Raw genomic sequence first — 16,256 nt, 5'->3', positions numbered from 1 at the left:
GCTGCGCCATGATCTGCGAAGTGAACGGCGAACCCGCGCTGGCCTACTGGATCAGCTACCTAGAACTGGGATTCGGTGGACCGGTAGAGAGGCAACTCTACCCGTACGCCTTAAAGTTTGAGGTCGCCGAGGTGTGCGGCTTGATTGCCGTTGATGCGAACACTTTCGTGCAGGAGATGAAGCTCGATTTCGAGCGAACAAGCGACTCATACCCACAGTACCTTCACGACCTTGGATATCCCTCAATCGACAACCTGGTTCAAAACGAAGGCGCGTTCTGCGAAACCATCCGAAGGTACCTCTACAGCGAATTATTTGGCCGCTGTTTCCCTTGGTCACCCCCATACCGTGACGTGCGGTGGATTATTAGCAGCGTCGACGCTGTGCGAGCCCACAGCGGGGTCATTGAGGTGCTCGGGCAAGCGTTCCGAAAGGTTGAGAGTCACTGCAATGCAAGCCGTTGACCTGAGTCAGGAAGACATCCACGCCTACCTCGCCCGCCACCAGCGGAAGGAACTGCTGCGGTTCCTCACCTGCGGGAGCGTGGACGACGGCAAGAGCACGCTCATCGGGCGGCTGCTGCACGACACCAAGATGATCTACGAGGACCAACTCGCCGCGGTGAAGCGCGACAGCGAGAAGGTCGGCACCACGGGCGCCGGGGAGATCGACCTCGCGCTGCTCACCGACGGCCTCAAGGCCGAGCGCGAGCAGGGCATCACCATCGACGTGGCGTACCGGTACTTCTCGACCGACCGCCGCAAGTTCATCATCGCCGACACGCCCGGCCACGAGCAGTACACGCGGAACATGGCCACCGGCGCCTCGACGTGCCAGCTCGCCATCATCCTCATCGACGCCCGCCACGGCGTGCAGACCCAGACGCGCCGGCACTCGTTCATCGTGTCGCTCCTGGGTATCCGGCACGTCGTCGTCGCCGTCAACAAGATGGACCTCGTCGGGCACTCGCAGGAGGTGTTCGAGCGGATCAAGGACGACTACACCGGGTTCGTCGCCAAGCTCGGCCTGCCGGACATCACGTTCATCCCGATGTCGGCGCTGAAGGGGGACAACGTCGCGTCCAAGAGCGACGCGATGCCCTGGTATCACGGCCCGGCGCTCCTGGACCACCTGGAAACGGTCCACATCGCCAGCGACCGCAACCTCACCGACCTGCGGTTCCCGGTGCAGTACGTGATCCGCCCGAACCTCGACTTCCGCGGGTTCGCGGGCACCGTCGCGTCCGGCATCGTCCGCAAGGGCGACGAGGTGATGGTGCTGCCGTCGGGCAAACGCAGCCGGGTGAAGTCGATCGTGACCTACGACGGCGAGCAGGACGAGGCGTTCGCGCCGCAGGCCGTGACCGTCACGCTGGCGGACGAGGTGGACGTCAGCCGCGGCGACGTGCTGGTGCGGCCCGACAGCCCGCCCCACGTCAGCCGCCAGATCGAGGCAATGGTGGTGTGGATGGCCGAGCAGCCGTTCGTGCCCGGCCGGACGTACACGCTGAAGCAGACCACGCGGCAGGTGACGGCGGAGGTCGCGGCGTTCCGCTACGGCGTGGACGTTAACACGCTCGAGCACCGGACCGTCGCGCGGCTGGAGCTGAACGAGGTCGGGCACGTCCAGCTCAGCCTGACGCAGCCCCTGGCGTGCGACCCGTACCGCACCAACGCCGCGACCGGGGCGTTCATCCTGATCGACCGGCTGACGAACAACACGGTCGGGGCAGGGATGATCCTGGAGGCGGGGGGGGCGCGGCAGGCGGAGGCGGTGGTCACCGCGAAGGCCCGCGAGAGCCTGATCGCCCCGGCCGAGCGGGAGCGGCGGTTCGGGCAGAAGCCGGTCACGGTGCTGCTGGTCGGGCTGACCGGCAGCGGCAAGAGCCGCATCGCCTACGCCCTGGAGCGCCGGCTGTGGGACGAGGGCCGGGCGGTGACGGTGCTGTACGGCCAGAACATGCGGCACGGGCTGAACCGCGATCTGGGGTTCACCGCGGACGACCGCTCCGAGAACCTGCGCCGGTCGGCCGAGGTGGCAAAGCTGATGAACGACGCGGGCGTGATCACCGTCGCGGCGTTCGTGGCCCCGCACGAGGCGGTGCGCGAGAAGGCGAAGCAGTTGATCGGCCGCGACCGCGTTTTGGAGGTGTTCTGCACGGCGCCGATGGAGGTGCTGCGGGCGCGCGACCAGAGCGGCGCGTACCGGCTGGCCGACGAGGGCAAGATCGCCCAGATGCCGGGCGTGACCGCGGCGTTCGAGGAGCCGCAATCGCCCGACCTGGTGCTTCAAACCGACAAGGTCGGTGTCGAGGAGTGCGTCAACCGCGTCATCGACCTGATGAAGGCGAAAGGCATTCTGCACTAGCGTGCGCGGCCCTGCGGGTCCTTGAAAGGGTCACCGGGCCGCTCGTTCGAGAGCGGCCCGGCGCGGTCACATTCGGACGCGGTTCAGGAGCCCGCGGGCGGTCCCGATCCGCAGGTACACGATCCGCTGCACGTCGCGCGGTGTGACGAGCCTCGCCCGAATCTGCCGGTTCCCCAAATCGGGCCGGCACACGATGAAGTAAATCAGTTCGACGGCGAGCGACACGGAGGCCACACCCACGCACACGACGTTCGCGAACCCGGTCGGCGGTTCCCACCGCCGCAACTCGCGCCCCCGCAGCCGGCGCCACCTCCACACGTACCCGTAGAGCGTCTGCATCGAGGCGGCGGTGAGGTACGACACCCGCGGTGGGTCGCGGCCGACCGGGGGCGGTGGCGACCGCTCCCGCGCCGCGCGTTCGAGGAACCGGAGGTCGTCGGCCGGAACGGGAAACTCAACGGGCTCAGACACGGCACTTTCCCCATCAAGAAATGGGATAACCAGGAAAGCCGCCGCACGACATCCTACCCGCGCGCGGCGCGAACCGCTACGCTCACTTCACGACCCCAAATCCTCTCACCGACAGGCGGCATCCATGTCGTTCTTCCCGGACGTGCCGAAGATCAAGTACGAAGGCCCGGACAGCACCAACCCGCTGGCGTACCGGCACTACAACCCCGACGAGCTCGTCGAGGGCAAGTCGATGAAGGACCACCTGCGGTTCGCGGTGTGCTACTGGCACACGTTCCGCGGCACCGGCTCCGACCCGTTCGGCCCCGGGTGCGCGATCCGGCCGTGGGAGGACGGCACCGACAGCCCCGCGATGGCGCTCAAGCGGGTGGACGTGGCGTTCGAGTTCATGGAGAAGCTCGGCGTGCCGTACTACTGCTGGCACGACCGCGACATCGCGCCGGAAGGCGCGAACCTCGCCGAGACGAACAAGATCCTCGACTCGGTGGTGGCGAAGCTGAAGGAGGCGCAGGCCCGCACCGGCATCAAGCTGCTGTGGGGCACCGCGAACCTGTTCAGCAACAAGCGGTTCGTCCACGGCGCCAGCACCAGTTGCAACGCGGACGTGTTCGCGTACTCCGCCGCGCAGGTGAAGAAGGCGCTTGAAGCGACCAAGGAGCTGGGCGGCGAGAACTACGTGTTCTGGGGCGGGCGCGAGGGGTACATGACCCTCTGGAACACCGACCTCAAGCGCGAGCTGGACCACCTCGCGAAGTTCTTCCACATGGCGGTGGAGTACAAGAAGAAGATCGGGTTCACGGGCGCGTTCCTGATCGAGCCGAAGCCGCACGAGCCGACCTCGCACCAGTACGACTTCGACTGCGCCAACTCGCTCGCGTTCCTCCGCAGCTACGGCCTGGAGAAGGAGTTCAAGTTCAACGTCGAGACGAACCACGCGACGCTGGCCAAGCACACAATGGGGCATGAACTGGAGTACGCGAGCATCAACGGGATGCTCGGGAGCATCGACGCCAACCGCGGCGACCCGCTGCTCGGGTGGGACACGGACCAGTTCCCGACGGACCTGTACCTGACCGCGCAGGTGATGCTGATCGTGCTGAACCAGGGGGGGATCGGGTCGGGCGGGATGAACTTCGACGCGAAGGTGCGGCGCGACAGCTTCGAGCCGATCGACCTGTTCCACGCGCACATCGGCGGGATGGACGCGTTCGCCCATGGCCTGAAGATCGCCGCCGCGATGCGGAAGGACGGTGTTCTGAAGGACATGGTGAAGAAGCGGTACGCGAGCTGGGACTCGGGCGTGGGCGCGGACATTGAGGCCGGCAAGGTGAAGTTCGAAGAACTGGAAGCCTACATGCTAAAGAAGGGCGAGGCGGAGCCCAACGTGTCCGGCCGCCAGGAGCTGATCGAGAACATCATTAATCGCTACCTCAAGTAAAGCCGAAGAGATTGGCCACAAAAAAGCACAAAAGGAAACCAAAGAGCAAAACAAGAGATTGATATCAACACAACTCTTTTGCTTCTGGTTTTGGTTCCCTTTTGTGCTTTTTGTGCTTTTTTGTGGCCAATCTCTTCTGTTTGTGGCTTGTGCTTTTTGTGGCCAGTGCCTCTTCTTTCAGTGGCCTTTCACCCGGCGCCCGCGGACGCTGTGCGGGAACAGCTTCTCTTGCATGAGGTTCCCGTTCGCGTCGAACGGCAGTTCTACCAGATCGCCTACGAACTCCAGGTGCGGGACACCCCGCACGTCCGCCAGCAGCGGCTCCGACAGCCACATCTCGACCACTTCCAATGTGTTCGGGATCACGCAGAGCTTCACCTTCTCCAGTTCCGGCTGCCAGCACGTCTCGACGCAGTGGCCGATCACCTCGCGGTCGGTGTCGAACCCGATCGGCAGCTTGCTCCGCCACAGCGAGCGCGCGGTGAGGTTGTTCATGCGGAACGGACCCGGGTCGATGCCCGCCAGCGCGCGGTTGGTCGTAAGGTCCGCGATCCCGATTCCGGTCGCGTTGCCGTGGCTCTCTGCGGATACGTCCAGCACCCCGATGCGCACGATGCGCGGGTCGTTCGTCTCGGCCTCGGGGGTGGCCTCGATCAGCATCCGCCCGACCACGTTCGGGTCCATCCCGGCGCCCGAATAGTTCTTGCCGCACTCGCCGATGATGAGCACGTCGGCGCCCGGGAACGGGAGCCGGCCCATCAGGCCGCGGGCTTCTATGAGCAACTCGGGTTCGCGCGCCCAGAGGTCGTCACGGTCCACGACTTCGAGCCGCGCGGTTTCCTCTTTGGCGTTCTCAATGATCGCCAAACCGCCGACGAACGGCGTCTTCTCCATGATCACCCGCCCGGACTCCGGGATCATGTCGCGCAGGCCGCGGGTGCCGAAGCTGTGAACCTGGTCCGCGCCGTGCCGCTTCCCGAGCCCGATCACCAGCATCTTCAGGATGCCGCTCTCGAACGTGCCGCGGAAGTCCGTGTGCGGCTTCACCCGCGACACCGTCACCACCGCGTCGGCCTTCAGCGCGTTCTTGTCCCACCATACCGCTTGGCCCCAGGAGTTGGCCCCGATGTTCTCCGCGTCCATGTCGGTCACGACCGGCACGCCGAGGTGCTGTTCGTCGATGCGGTAGCTCGCGAGCAGCTCACGCTGGCCCGCGGACGTGGCCCCGCCGTGTGACCCCATCGCCGCCACCACGAACGGTTGCGCGCCCAGTTCCTTCAGGGCGTCAACGGTCGCCTTTGCGATCGCCAGGTAGTTGTTGATGCCGCGGCTGCCGCACGCGACGGCCACCTTCATACCGGGGCGAATACGTTTGGCGGTCTTCGAGTTGAGCCACAGCTCGCGCGTCGTCTGGGCGACGTCGGCGACGGACGGTTGCGGGGCGGTCTGACGCACGAGTTGGACGCGGGGGATGAACACGGCGGTCTCTTGTTTGAATAGGGAGGGAACATCGCGTATTTTCGTCTCGCGCCTGCCGAATGCAAGTCGAGCCGCGACAGGCTGCCGGTTGTGCAAGGCCCGGCAAACACATTTCGCTCCGAAACTCCTGACCCTCGACTTGCACCCCCGGAAATTTTAGCGCACATATTTACACTGTCCCGTCCATGGTGAACGGGTGAACCGTGGAGACCGCGCGATGCCGCTCCGGTACCTCTTCATCGACATGAACTCGTTCTTCGCGTCCGTCGAGCAGCAGCACGACCCGGACCTGCGCGGGAAGCCGATTGCCGTCATCCCGACCCGGGCAGAAACGACCGCGTGTATCGCGGCCAGTTACGAAGCGAAAGCGTTCGGGGTGAAAACCGGCACACCGGTGTGGGAGGCCCGCAAGCTGTGCCCGGGGATCATACTCGTTTCGACGGGGCACAAGCGATACGTCACCATGCACAACCGCATCCTCGCGGCCGTGCGGAGCGTCCTCCCGATCGACAGCGTGCGCTCGATCGACGAGATGTCCTGCAAGTTGACCGGTAGCGACCGAGAGCCGGCGCGGGCGCGGGCGCTCGCAGAGCAGGTCAAACGCGCGATTCACGATCTGGCCGGTGAGTGCATGACGTGCTCGATCGGGATCGGTCCCAACGTGCTGCTGGCGAAGGTGGCCGCCGACATGCAAAAGCCGAACGGGCTGACCCCTCTCACCGACGCCGACCTGCCGCACGCGCTCCACCGGCTACAACTGAACGACTTTCCGGGAGTGGGGCCGCGGATGGAGCGGCGGCTGAGGCTGTGCGGGATCTGTACGGTGGCCCAGTTCTGTGCGGCGTCCGCAAAAGCGTTGAGTGACGTATGGGGCAGCAAAGTGATCGGCGAGCGCTGGCACGGGCTGTTGCACGGAGACGAGGTACCCGAGACTCCGACCCGGCGCCAAACGGTGAGCCACTCACACGTACTCCCACCGAACCTGCGCACGGACGAGAAGGCGTACGGGGTGCTAATGCGACTGGTCCACAAGGCCGCGGCGCGGTTGCGGAAGATCGGCTACTGGTGCGGGTCGGTGTCGGTCGGAGTGCGGTTCCTGGGTGCGGACCGGAGCGCGCGCGTGCGGTGGGACGAGAGCGCCCGCGTGCCCCGGTGCCAGGACACGCCGGCGCTGGTCGCGGTGGTCGCGAAGTTGTGGGCGGGGCGACCGCGCGGGGGCGCGCCGTTCAAGGTGGGGGTGGTACTGAGCGACCTGGTTCCGGCCCGGAGCGCAACCCCATCACTCTTCGATGAGGACCACCAGGGTGGCAATATTTCGGCCGCGCTGGACGAGGTGAACGCCGAATTCGGCGCGAGCGTGGTGTACCTGGGCGCGATGTTCGGGATGCGGGACGCGGCACCGTCGCGGGTGGCGTTTACACAGATCCCCGATTTCGACCGCCGGGTGAACTGAGAGCGGTTGGCGCGTGCTGAGCCCACGGACCGGCGGGCTCCGGTTCTTGTTTGCCGATATTACGCGGGCTCCGCGCCGGGCTGTGGGGGCAGGATCGGGAACAGGGCTGTGCCGCCGGTGCTGGCGCCGACCCGCGGGAAGAACACGCGGAACGTGGTTCCCTTACTCTCGGAACTCTCCACACGGATCAGCCCGCCCACCCGGTCCACGATCCGACGCACGATCGCCAACCCCAGCCCCGTTCCCTTCGACTTGGTGGTGAAGTACGGATCGAACATGCGGCGCTGGGTTTCCGCATCGATCCCGCTTCCGGTGTCGGTCACCTCGAGCAGCACGAACCGGCCCAGGTAGCTCGGGTTGCCGGTCAGCTTCACCGGCGCCAGCCGGATCGCGACGAGGCCGCCGGCGGGCATCGCCTCACTCGCGTTAACCGCAAGGTTCAGCAGCAGACGCGTGAACTGCCCCTTTTCAATGAACACCTGCCCGAGTTCGTCCGGCTGCGTGTACTGGATCTTGTATTTCGAGCCGATCGCGGCCTTAAGTACAGGCATGAACTCGGCGGCAACGGCGCCCAAATCGAGTACCGCCGGGGGCGCGGTCTGCGGGTGCGCGAACTCCAGCAGGCCCTTCGCCAGTGCGGTGCCCTGTTCGGCCGCGGTGACGATGTCCTTTGCCTGCTTTCGTGCGTCGTGAGGTAAATCGTCGCGACGCGCAAGCAGGCCGCCGTATCCGAGGAACACGGTCAGCAGGTTGCGGAAGTCGTGAGCCACGCCGGCGGCAAGCTGCTCCAGGGCCGCTGCCTTCTCGTGCGCCACGGAGCGCTCGTCTTGGGTGAGGAACGCGGCCCGCAGTTCGCGCACCTCGGCCGACTGAATCCGCAAGGCGAGCAGGTCCGCCATCGAGCCGACGAAGTCCCGCGCCTCGGTGGTCCACTCGCGGGGCAGGCCGACGTGTTCGTGGCACAGCACCCCTACTAGTTCGCCGTCCACGAAGATGCCGGCGTCGAGGATCGAGCCGATGCCGAGCGGGCGCAGGTAACGCGCGGCCAGTTCCGCGGTCCACGGCTCCGTGCCCGCGACCTCGGCGGGGACGGCCTTGCGAATGGAAATGGACGTGAAGTACGCGGGGAAGTCCGCGACCCGGAGCATGGTTCCGGCGGAGTGCTCCTTCTTGGACCGCTCGAACAGGTTCGCGCAGCGGAGCGCGCCCCCGTTGTCGATGAACAGCCACACGCCGACGCGCTCGACCGTGAGTGCGTCGGCACACAGCTCGCACGCGCGGCGAAACACGGCGTCGAGCGGCTCACTCGGAGCGAGCCGGGCGAGCTCCAGGCGAGCGATTTCCGTGGCCCGACTCGGCCCGGGTACGGAGTGCGGTGAGGTCATGGGGCGGCACGAAGTACAGAGGAGATACAAGCCCTACTGTAACCCACGCCAAGGCGCGTGGACAGCGGTTTCGTTTCCGCCTCACCAACCCGCACTGCCGACCGGTGCGGGGGCCGGGGTCCACGAGAAGTCGAACGGCTGGTCGGTCAGTTCCTCGCTGGCCCCGCGATCCCGGAAAATGTGCAGCACCCGAACCCGGGACAGGTCGTCGAACTTCGGCTCGGGGTACAGGTCCGAGCGGAACGGGTTACCGGGCTCGTATTCGTGGATCATGGCCCGCACCTTCGGTACCCCGCGGAAGTGCATCTCTTCGGCGCGGCGCGTCCCGCCGTGAACGTCATACAGTTCGGTTAGCACGCGCAGCGCGCGCTCCAGGTTGCGGAACGTCACCCCGTCTTCAATGAAGATCATGTCCACTTGGGTCGCCCGGAGCACGGCGTGCGCGTGCTGCCGGGCGCGCCTGGGCAGCACGCGGCTGTAGGCCGGGCCGACCATCGGCGGGGACTCCTCGCTGGCGGAATCCGCGTCCTCCCGGCCGACGCCCTCGACGAACCACCAGTGGGGGGCGAGCCAGAACCCGCCGCCCGCCGGTCCCTTGAACACGCTGGCCCGCTTAAACAGTTTCTGGAGCCCGCGGAACAGTTGCCGCCGCACCTTGATCTCGTCACGGCGCTCCAACCGCTCTTTCACCGCCCGGAGTTGCAGGTCGGCGAGGCTCACTTTAAGGGGCCAGACCGGATTGAACTCGGTCGCCTCGGACCGCGCTTCCTCAACAACCTCGACCCCGACGTGGTTCGGTTCCCTTGCTTGGGGAGCGGTGCGAACGGCCCACCCCCACCGGCGGGCGATGCGCGCGGCCGAGCGGACGTCACCCGCATGTGCGCCGGCGATGTGCAGCGTCGGCGGCGTGCGGCGCGCCGGGTCGCCCCGGCGCGCGCCGTTCAGTTTCACCACCACGACACACAGTAACCCGGGCAGGAACCACGCCGCAACGGTTCCGAGAAGCGCGGTGAACGGCATCGTGTCGTCGGCCCGTGGGGGAGCGAACAGTCGCCCGCCGCACGCGGTGAGCAGTACGGCGAACGCGAGCAGCGCGGTCAGCCCGATCACCGTCGCGAGCACCCGACGCAGCGGCACCGCACACACCGGCTTGTCGGCCGAGCCGCGCCAGAGCAGCGCGGCGCCGTCGCGGCCGCGCGGCACGTACGCGGCCCAAGCACTTACCGCCACAACGAGGCACAGCAGCAGCACCGGGGCCGGCGGGAACTCCCAGGCGACGAGCGCTACGCCCACCGCGTACCCGACAACTGCCGCCAGTTCGGCTCCCCGTCTGTCAGTGTCCCCGAGCCACCGTCGGAGCCACTTATCCAGCGCGGCAATGGGCACAAACAGGCCCACGCACGCGACCGTCAAGAGCGTGCCCCAGAGCACCAGCAGCAGGGCCAGATACAACGTGTACGACGAGTAGATCCCGACCGCGCGCCAGCCGGCGGGAAACACCGCCCACGCCCCCGCCGCTAGTCCTCCCCACGTGAACAGCACCAAGGCAAGCACGAAGACCACCGGTGGGGTGCGTCGCGGGAGCGGGGGTACACCGCGCAGATCGATGCCGTGGTCGTACCGGAGCCACGAGGTTGATCCGGCCGCCCGCCGGCCCAGCGCGGCCAGCCGTGCGACCCACGGAAGCGGCTCGCGCCGGTGCCGCACCGCGACCGTCAGTCCGACCCCGACGAGCGCCAGGGCTGCGGCGCCGTCGTGCAAGTCGGATGCGGCGTACCGCCCGGCGATCTCTAACCCGATGACGAATGCGCACACTGCGACCGTGAACCAGGTTCCGGCCGGCAGTACCCGCCCGTTCAGAGTGAACACCGAGGTGAGCAACTTCATGAAGGCGTTTAACCACACTACGGGGCCGCATGCGTCACTCCCGCCCGGGTCCGCGGACCCGGGCGGGAAGGCACGGGCCATTCTACCACTTCTATCGGAACAAGTTGCGGGCACGGGCCGGAAATGTGTTCGTGGCTCACGACGCCATCAGCGGGCGCAGTTCGCCGGCCAGGAACACGCTGCCGGTTACGCACACCAAGTCCGTATCAGTTACGGTGGAAACGGCCGCGTTCCAAGCCTTCGGTGCGGTCGCATGAAGCGTGAACGGTTTACCCGGCGCGACCGCGGCGAGTGCGGTGGCGAGCGCTTCGGTCGGCACGCCTCGCGGGTTGTTGCTGTACTTTGTGAAGTAGAAATGGTCGAAGTAGCTCGCAAGAACGCGAAGTATCTCAGCAAACTGCTTGTCCGACGACACCGCAAACACCACACGCTTCGTGCCCGCGTTCGGGAACGCCTCGCGCAGCGTGGTCACGAGTGCCTCTGCGCTCGGCACGTTGTGCGCGGTGTCGAGAATTGTGGTCGGGCGTTCGCGCACCACCTCGACGCGTGCCGGCCATTTTACCTCGCCCAGCCCGCGCGCGACGGCCGCCGCCGGAATGTGCATCCCGGCCGTTCGGAGCCGATCGAGTACTGCCGTCGCCACCGCCGCATTCGCACGCTGGTGCGCACCGAGTAGGCCAATGGGAGCGGCTCTCACCCCGACCTCCTCCGCGACATGAAGTTCTTCCCTTTTGAAGGAAGGGATTGGAGAACAGGGCTTCACACCCACTTCCCATATTGGAGCACTCAACTCGGCCGCCACTTGGCGAATCACGGCGCGTGGCCCGTCCTGGGTCACGCCGCTCACCACCGGCACCCGGCGCTTGATGATTCCCGCTTTCTGGAACGCGATCGCTTCGAGCGTGGTGCCGAGCTGGGCCATGTGGTCCGGTCCGACGTTCGTGATCACCGACACAAGCGGTTGGCACACGTTAGTACTGTCGAACCGCCCGCCGAGCCCCACTTCGATCAGCGCGATGTCGCAGCGGCGTCGCACGAAGTGCAAGAACCCCAGCGCCGTCCCGATCTCGAAGAACGTCGGTGACGGGAACCGGGGGTCGGTCTCCATCGCGCGAACCGCGGGGGCCACCTCCTCCATGCACGCAGCCAGTTCCCCGTGGGAAATGGGCACGCGGTCGACCTGCATCCGCTCTTCGATGTGGGCCAAATGCGGGGACGTGAACAGCCCCGCACGGTAGCCCGCCGTACGCAACACCGACTCGAGCATCGCGCACGTGGAGCCCTTGCCCTTTGTCCCGGTGACGTGAACGAGGCGCAGCCGGTCCTGCGGGTCGCCGAGACGCCGCAGGAGCGCGCGCATCCGCTCCAACTTGAGGTCCAGCGGCCCGGCGGACCGCACCTCGTAGTTGATGCGTCCGTACCAGAAGGCCAGGGCTTCGTCGTAAGTCATCGGGGCCGTGCGGGGGACGGGCGATTCCGATGATGAGTTAGCGAAACCGGGACGAAAAGCGAGCACGCCCGCGTGCCACCTTGGCACGCGGGCGCCGGCGAATCAGCCCTGAACCGGCATGCACACCTGCTCGAGCAGTTTCTCGCACTTTTCCTGGATCACGTCCGCGAGGTTCGGCAGCGGGGCGCCCTCGGGCAGCGACTCGCGTACCACCGCGAGCCACCGCGGGAACGCGTACATCTGCGCGAACCCGTCCAGCGACACCGGCTCCAGCCGCGTGTGCTTGCCGCGCCGCTCTGCGTCGTTCAGCAGCGTCTTGCTCTTGCCCGTGGTCGCGATGTCGTCTTCCGGTCGCAGCAGCACCAACAGGTCCACCATCGCGGGCTCGGTCTCGAGCACGCCGAGCTTCACCTCAAGGTCCTTCGGCTTTCCGGCGCCGCGGGCCAGGAACAGCCCCAGCCCCATGCGCCAGGGCTGCCCGTCCTTGCAGGCCCAGTGCGCGATCGTGACCACGCCGTAGGTCGGGTGCTCGCCGTACGACCACTCGTCGACGACGTGCTGCAAGCGCCACGGCCCGACCTTCACGCCGTGCTCGTGGCAGGTGCTCAGGAACGCGCCCAGGCCGGCCTGAAGCTCGCGCGTGGCGCCCGTGAGAGCCCCTTCCGGCTCGAGCTTCCGCCGCGCGGCCCGCTGCTCCTGCTCCCACAGCTCGACGAGCGCGGCGGCGGTCAGCTTCACCACAGCGGGGGCCGGTACGTCTGCCGGTACTTCCGCCGGAAAGCTCTGGGCGGCCGGCACCTCCGGGGCGGCAATTGCTTCGAGCGGGCTGGGCGCACTCTCGATCAACTCTGGCGCCGGCGGGGATTCGCTCACGGGCTCGTGGGTGAACACCGCTACGGGTTCGCTCACCGGCTCGGCCGTTGGGGCGTTCGGGACGCTGACTTCTCCCGCTCGCGCTTGCTCCTCGACGCGCTCCTGCTCCTCAACCGCAACTGCGAGGGGCACGTCCACCGGCGCCGGGGCTAGCATCAACGGGGCGGTGGCCGGCGCCTCGATCACGTCCACCTGCTTGAAGGTGAACTCGACCTTCTCGGGGGCTTCGCCCTCATCGTGCCCGAGCAGCGCCGCGAGCCGGCTCGCGTGGTCCACCGGCACCGGCCAGTCGTCGAGCGTCGGCTCGGTCGGGGCCACCAGGGCCGGCGCGGGCGCGAGTTCGGCTGACACGTCGAACCGCGCCGCCGGCAACTCCACGAACCCGGACGGGGCCGGGCGGGCGGCGGGGGCCGGCGCCGGCGCCTCGACCGGCGCGGGGGCGGGGCGGCGCTCGGCGGTCAGGTCGTCCGGGCCGTACACGACGTGGTCGAACAGGTGGCGGAACTGCTGGAGCATGTCGCGCAGGGTCGGTTCGGTGCGCGCGATGCGGAGTATCTGCTCGTCGGCGAACGGGAAGATCTCGGGCACCGGTTCGCCGTTCGGCAGCTCGGCGAGGCACGGCCGGAGGCGCGCCTCGACCACCCGGCGGACGAGGTCGCTCGGCGGCGCTTCGAGGCGGATGGCCTTCACGGTGCCGTGCTTCGGCACGTGGACCGGGTTGTTGAGCCGGTCCTGAATGTACCCGTCCAGCGAGGGCACGAACCGGTTCCACAGCCCGCGCTCGGCGAAGATCAGGAAGCACAGGCCGTCGATCTGGTGCATCACCTGCACGATGCCGGCGAAGAACGCCTCGGCGGTCTTGTGGGCGTCGTCGGTGCGGCGGGCGAGCAGCAGGTCCTCGAGCTGGTCGAACGCGACCACGACCGGCGTCTTCAGACTGCGGAACACCTCCGTCAGCACCTTGAACAGCGCGAGCACGAGGTCCTGGCGCGTCGGGCGGACGTGGAACTCGAGTTCCGCGAACCCGAACGTGAGGAAGCTGGCGAGGTCGCTCTCGTCGCGGAGCAGGGCGGCCTTCGCGAACCCCTGGAAGATGTGCCGGCGCATCAGCCCGGCGGTGTTGTGCGCCTCGTTCTTCTGGACGTAGGCGCTCACGAGGTCGAACGCCTTTTGCGCGGTCAGCCCGGCCTCGCTGAGGGCCTGGAGCACCGGCGTGGGCACCCGGGCGAAGTTGGAGTACCCGCTCAGGTTCTCGGCGAGCCATTCGGCCCGCTCGCGGGCCTGCTGCGTGCCCATCCCCAGGCGCCGCGCCCAGCGGCCCAGCCCCGGCGGCGGGAACAGCTCCACCTTCTCCTCGTCGCTCAGCTCGCGCAGCGCGACGCCGAGCTGCCGCCGCACGAGCTGGTCGCTGATGTACTCGAGCGGGCGGACGCCCTTCTGCTTCCCGCCCCCGAGCAGCGTGTCGATGATCTGGAACAGCAGGTACTCGAGGAAGTCCGAGTCGCGCTGGTACACGCCGGGGGTGACCAGTAACTGCCACTGCCCGCTGGTGCCGTGCTTGATGCTGTGCAGCAGGTGCGTCTTGCCGGCGCCCTTGTTCCCCAGGATGGGCACCACCTCGCTGTGGGTCTGCGGGTCGTACCGGTACAGGTCGATGATGGCGTGGAGCAGGTCGCGCTCGGCGGCGAACAGCTCCGGCACGTGGTACCGCGCGCACACCTCGTCGTCGGGGTTGCGGGCGAAGTAGTTGCGGAACGGGTTCCCGGCCCGCTTGAGCACGTCGCGGGTGCGCCCGGTCAAGGCGATCGGCTCGGGCGCGATGGCGGTAGCGGTCATCAGATGAACCTCCTTGTTCGAGCGTCGGCGACCAGGCGAGGGGCAGGGGTCAGGAACCGTACAGGGCCGAGCCGGTGATCTCCCGGACCCCGGCTTCGCGGAGCGAGGCGTAGTACGCGATGCCGTGGCCGATGAGCAAGGCGTACTGCGGCTCCGGCAGGGCGTACAGCGGGCCGGTCCACTGCGGCAGGGAGACCCGTCCCTCGGAGTGCAGCTCCCGCAGGCAGTCGTGGAACTCGCCGATGGTGAGCGCGGCGGTCTGCGCGAGGGCGCGGAACAGTTCCGGCAGGGGGCAGTCCGTGGGGCCGGTGTGCTCGGCGAGGTGCGCGAGCACCGCCGGCGCGAGTGCGGGCGCGGGGAGCAGTCCCTCCTCGACCCCGCCCCGGAGCAGGAACGGGCTCAGGGCCGGCGCCTCCGGAACCCCAGCGTGTGTCGAAGGCACGAACTCGCTCACCGGCTCTTCGACCCTCGGGGCGGCGACCGAGGGGAGCGCTTCGCGCACCCGCACCGCCGTGACCGCCGGCAGCACGCGCGACACGGCGTCCCGGAGCCCCTGGAGGCTGTCGGCCATGCGGCGGGCCGTGGCGAGCAGATCGGTGACCTCGCCCTGGCGCGCCTCGAGCACGCGCACGAAGTCCTCCAGCACCTGCTTCGGGTTCACCGCCGCCAGCAGGTACTCCCACCCCTTGTCGGTGAGGCCGTAGAGGTCGCGGGGCGTTTTGCTCTTCGGGTCCGCCCCGACCACCCGCACGAGGTCTTCGGCGAGGCACTTCTGCGCGGCCGGCTTCGCGCCCGCGACGTTCGGGAACAGGCCCAGGTCGGCCTTGCCCGCGTAGAGCGGGAGGCCGGTCGGTTCGGCCGCGGCGCGGGTCAGGGCGTCGAGGACTTGTTGTGTCAGTTTGTCGGCCACGGGTCCGCTTCCGTGCGGGACGGTGTGTGGGGGCACTCGCACCGATGGTACGCGGAACCCGAGTCGCGTTGCAACCCCGACCCCGGCGCGTCATGATGGCACGGAACTTCGACACGGAAGACGAAACTGAGGTACACCACATGACCACCCGAGGACTCGCGGCACTCGCCCTCGTGGCGCTGCTGGGGCTGCGCGGCACCGCGGACGAGCCGAAGCTGCCCGACGCGACCGCCTTCGACCGGCTCGTGATCGACACGCTCCGGGACGTGCACAACCGGGGCGCGGACCTGTACAACGAGAGCAAGGACTTCGTCGGCACGTACCGCGTGTACCAGGGCGCGCTGGCGACCGTCCGCCCGCTGATCGGCCACCGCCCCGAGGCGCAAAAGCTCATCGACGCCGGGCTGGAGGCGGCGGACAAAGAAGCGAGCGCGGACCGCAAAGCGTTCCTCCTGCACGAGACCATCGAAGCGGTGCGCAAGAACCTGAAGGCCGCCACCGCCGCACCGAAGAAGTCGCCCGAACCGACTGCCAAGAAGCCGGACGAGACGAAGAAGACCGAGACCCCCGTCAAGAAGCCGGACGAGACGAAGAAGGTCGAACAGCCCGCGAAAAAGCCCGAAGAGCCGAAGAAGCCGGCGCTGCCCGTGGCCCCGGCGCCACACACCGTGAAGCCGAAGAACTGAGTTGCTCGCCCCGCGGGATCA

The 16,256-nt window shown here is 67.7% G+C and carries 12 protein-coding genes; 5 read left to right on the top strand and 7 right to left on the bottom strand.

From position 1 onward, the window contains the following. The first annotated feature begins 8 nt into the window (after window positions 1-8). Both GobsT_RS29355 and cysN read left to right on the top strand, forming a co-directional pair. Window positions 9-464, top strand: a complete 456-nt coding sequence (locus tag GobsT_RS29355; protein WP_010040421.1) for a hypothetical protein — start codon at window positions 9-11, stop codon at window positions 462-464. Next, window positions 451-2,367 carry a sulfate adenylyltransferase subunit CysN gene (gene cysN / locus GobsT_RS29350; protein WP_010040423.1) on the top strand — a complete coding sequence of 639 codons (1,917 nt, stop codon included), beginning with the start codon at window positions 451-453 and terminating at the stop codon, window positions 2,365-2,367. Before GobsT_RS29355 ends, cysN begins: the two co-directional genes overlap by 14 nt. Window positions 2,368-2,433: 66 nt before the next feature. Here the strand turns inward: cysN and GobsT_RS29345 are convergent, their stop codons facing one another. Then, window positions 2,434-2,838 carry a hypothetical protein gene (locus tag GobsT_RS29345; protein ID WP_010040425.1) on the bottom strand — a complete coding sequence of 135 codons (405 nt, stop codon included), beginning with the start codon at window positions 2,836-2,838 and terminating at the stop codon, window positions 2,434-2,436. 124 nt (window positions 2,839-2,962) lie between these two features. On the opposite strand from GobsT_RS29345, the gene xylA reads away from it, so the two are divergent. After that, window positions 2,963-4,276, top strand: coding sequence for a xylose isomerase (xylA, locus tag GobsT_RS29340; protein WP_010040427.1), 1,314 nt, complete (start codon window positions 2,963-2,965; stop codon window positions 4,274-4,276). Between the two features lie 177 nt (window positions 4,277-4,453). Here the strand turns inward: xylA and GobsT_RS29335 are convergent, their stop codons facing one another. Next, window positions 4,454-5,755 (bottom strand): nickel pincer cofactor-dependent isomerase, group 22, encoded by a 1,302-nt coding sequence (locus GobsT_RS29335; protein ID WP_010040433.1) that lies wholly within the window; start codon window positions 5,753-5,755, stop codon window positions 4,454-4,456. Between the two features lie 217 nt (window positions 5,756-5,972). Between GobsT_RS29335 and GobsT_RS29330 the strand changes: the two genes are divergently transcribed. Beyond that, window positions 5,973-7,208, top strand: coding sequence for a DNA polymerase Y family protein (locus GobsT_RS29330; protein WP_010040435.1), 1,236 nt, complete (start codon window positions 5,973-5,975; stop codon window positions 7,206-7,208). Between the two features lie 59 nt (window positions 7,209-7,267). On the opposite strand, the gene GobsT_RS29325 is transcribed toward GobsT_RS29330, so the two are convergent. From GobsT_RS29325 to GobsT_RS29305, 5 genes are all read right to left on the bottom strand, one after another. Continuing rightward, window positions 7,268-8,593, bottom strand: a complete 1,326-nt coding sequence (locus tag GobsT_RS29325) for a GAF domain-containing sensor histidine kinase (protein ID WP_010040437.1) — start codon at window positions 8,591-8,593, stop codon at window positions 7,268-7,270. A gap of 81 nt (window positions 8,594-8,674) precedes the next feature. Beyond that, window positions 8,675-10,561, bottom strand: a complete 1,887-nt coding sequence (locus GobsT_RS29320) for a hypothetical protein (RefSeq protein WP_148087909.1) — start codon at window positions 10,559-10,561, stop codon at window positions 8,675-8,677. A 55-nt stretch (window positions 10,562-10,616) separates the two neighbouring features. After that, entirely contained in the window at window positions 10,617-11,930 is a 1,314-nt protein-coding gene (locus GobsT_RS29315; protein ID WP_010040447.1) for a bifunctional folylpolyglutamate synthase/dihydrofolate synthase, read from the bottom strand. 102 nt (window positions 11,931-12,032) lie between these two features. Further along, entirely contained in the window at window positions 12,033-14,639 is a 2,607-nt protein-coding gene (locus GobsT_RS29310) for a hypothetical protein (protein ID WP_010040449.1), read from the bottom strand. 49 nt (window positions 14,640-14,688) lie between these two features. After that, window positions 14,689-15,549 carry a hypothetical protein gene (locus tag GobsT_RS29305; RefSeq protein ID WP_010040450.1) on the bottom strand — a complete coding sequence of 287 codons (861 nt, stop codon included), beginning with the start codon at window positions 15,547-15,549 and terminating at the stop codon, window positions 14,689-14,691. 140 nt (window positions 15,550-15,689) lie between these two features. Between GobsT_RS29305 and GobsT_RS29300 the strand changes: the two genes are divergently transcribed. Beyond that, a complete protein-coding gene (locus GobsT_RS29300) occupies window positions 15,690-16,235 on the top strand; it encodes a hypothetical protein (protein WP_148087908.1) in 546 nt (181 codons plus the stop codon). The last annotated feature ends 21 nt before the right edge of the window (window positions 16,236-16,256 follow it).

It is taken from the genome of Gemmata obscuriglobus (genome assembly GCF_008065095.1).
Lineage (GTDB): Bacteria > Planctomycetota > Planctomycetia > Gemmatales > Gemmataceae > Gemmata > Gemmata obscuriglobus.
The sequence above is the reverse complement of the archived record's forward strand: the minus strand, read 5'-3'. Positions and strand labels throughout refer to the sequence as shown.

What these genes read in the sequence shown, in the direction of transcription:
- GobsT_RS29310 (WP_010040449.1), bottom strand. Translation starts at nt 14,639, where the DNA reads ATGACCGCTACCGCCATCGCGCCCGAGCCGATCGCCTTGACCGGGCGC.
- xylA (WP_010040427.1), top strand. Translation starts at nt 2,963, where the DNA reads ATGTCGTTCTTCCCGGACGTGCCGAAGATCAAGTACGAAGGCCCGGAC.
- cysN (WP_010040423.1), top strand. Translation starts at nt 451, where the DNA reads ATGCAAGCCGTTGACCTGAGTCAGGAAGACATCCACGCCTACCTCGCC.
- GobsT_RS29325 (WP_010040437.1), bottom strand. Translation starts at nt 8,593, where the DNA reads ATGACCTCACCGCACTCCGTACCCGGGCCGAGTCGGGCCACGGAAATC.
- GobsT_RS29330 (WP_010040435.1), top strand. Translation starts at nt 5,973, where the DNA reads ATGCCGCTCCGGTACCTCTTCATCGACATGAACTCGTTCTTCGCGTCC.
- GobsT_RS29300 (WP_148087908.1), top strand. Translation starts at nt 15,690, where the DNA reads ATGACCACCCGAGGACTCGCGGCACTCGCCCTCGTGGCGCTGCTGGGG.
- GobsT_RS29355 (WP_010040421.1), top strand. Translation starts at nt 9, where the DNA reads ATGATCTGCGAAGTGAACGGCGAACCCGCGCTGGCCTACTGGATCAGC.
- GobsT_RS29315 (WP_010040447.1), bottom strand. Translation starts at nt 11,930, where the DNA reads ATGACTTACGACGAAGCCCTGGCCTTCTGGTACGGACGCATCAACTAC.
- GobsT_RS29320 (WP_148087909.1), bottom strand. Translation starts at nt 10,561, where the DNA reads ATGGCCCGTGCCTTCCCGCCCGGGTCCGCGGACCCGGGCGGGAGTGAC.